This window comes from Frankia sp. CcWB2 (assembly GCF_977927585.1).
In genome coordinates this window covers 14,767-16,169 of sequence record NZ_CDWRCM010000066.1, presented here as the reverse complement: position 1 = coordinate 16,169, position 1,403 = coordinate 14,767, and the positions used below count along the sequence as shown (strand labels likewise).

The following is a 1,403-nucleotide window of genomic DNA, read 5'->3' as shown; positions in this document are numbered from 1 at the left end:
GTACCCACCATCCCGGAAAGTGTTTCCCAGAATTTCGCCCTGGCTGGGAGAAATATTCGTCAGTACAACGTCGGGTGCAGCGGTTCGCAAGGCGCCGACGGCGGCGGCCAGATCGCCGGTACCCGGCTGGCCTGTACCCGGCTGGTAGGCCACGCTCGCCACGACCGGGTAACCGGTCTCCTCGGCGAACTCTGCCACAGTCGCCTGCATATCGAGGCCGGTGGCGTCGTTGGTGTAAAGCAGGGCGACGCGTCGGCGCTCCTGGCCCGGCTGCTCGGCGTCACGCAGCAGGGACAGGAAGGTGCCGCCGTAGTCGGCCGCGTCGGGTCCGATCCGGAAGAACCAGCTCAGCCCACGTTCGGTCAGCGCCGTCAGCGGCGGGCCTCCGCTGACGAACGGGATCTGCAGGCGTTCGGCCCGCTGGCTGGCTTCCAGGGTGGCGTCCGGGGTGAACGCGCCGACGATGCCCACGACACCGTGGTTGGTCATTAAGCGTGACGTGACGTCCGCGGCCTGGCGCGGATCGCTGCTTGTGTCCAATGTCACAACAGAAAGCTGGGCCCGGCCGGATGGCCCCCAGGAACCTCTGGTCTCGTCGCCCGCCCAGCTTTCGCCGGCGTTGATGAGACGGCTGGCGAGCTCTGCTCCGCGTTGTGCGTCACGCCCCGTTTCGGGATTGCCCTGGGTCAGGGGGGCGAGCAGTCCGATCTTGACCTCGCCGGAAACTCGGGCCGGCTCGGCTTTGCCACCGCCATCGCAGGCGGCCAGCGCGACTACGGAGAGAAGCGCAAGGCCCGCGACCGTGCTTCGAAACCCGTGGATCATCGCGCTCCCCGCATGCCCGGCTCGGTGAGGAGTGAAAGCTGGCAGTGGCCAGGGGCGACACTAGTTGTTTGTCGGGCAACAACCGCAGCCGGGCTGCCCGGCAGCGCGGGTGATTGACGGGGCCGATCGTCAGGCGACCCCACCGGCGGCGGCATCGGGCGCCCACATAGTCTTTGCAGGCCAAGGCATAGTCTTTGCCGGCCGGGGCCGGGACTGGCCTGGCGGGACAGTTCCAGAGGGCGATCCGAGAGGGCGAGAGGTACGGATCTCGTGGTCCAGCCGGGAAGAAGGCGGGTCGCGACGGATGACCCGCCGGGGTCCTCTGTCGAGGGCCGGCATCGTGGCGCGGGCACACCCGGGGACCGGGAGCAGCTATCCCCGGTGCGGCGTCGGCGGCACTCGGCGGGGGCCTCGACCGCTACGGCTCCGACCGCCGCCGCGGCCATGACCGGGGCGGGGGAGTTCCGATCGCGTCCGTGGCGGCGGCCGTGCCTGCACGACCTCCCCGTGCGCGGGAAGCTCTTCGCGGCGTTGGCGGTGCCCATGGCGGCCTTCCTGGCGGTGGCGATTCTCGCCGG

Annotated in this window: 2 protein-coding genes; one reads left to right on the top strand and one right to left on the bottom strand. The window is 70.0% G+C overall.

Annotated features, from left to right (window positions below; genetic code table 11):
• On the bottom strand, positions 1–825 hold an 825-nt coding region (locus ACY45C_RS09410), incomplete at its 3' end, for an ABC transporter substrate-binding protein (RefSeq protein WP_462187240.1).
• Between the two features lie 381 nt (positions 826–1,206).
• On the opposite strand from ACY45C_RS09410, the gene ACY45C_RS09405 reads away from it, so the two are divergent.
• On the top strand, positions 1,207–1,403 hold a 197-nt coding region (locus ACY45C_RS09405), incomplete at its 3' end, for a hypothetical protein (protein ID WP_462187239.1).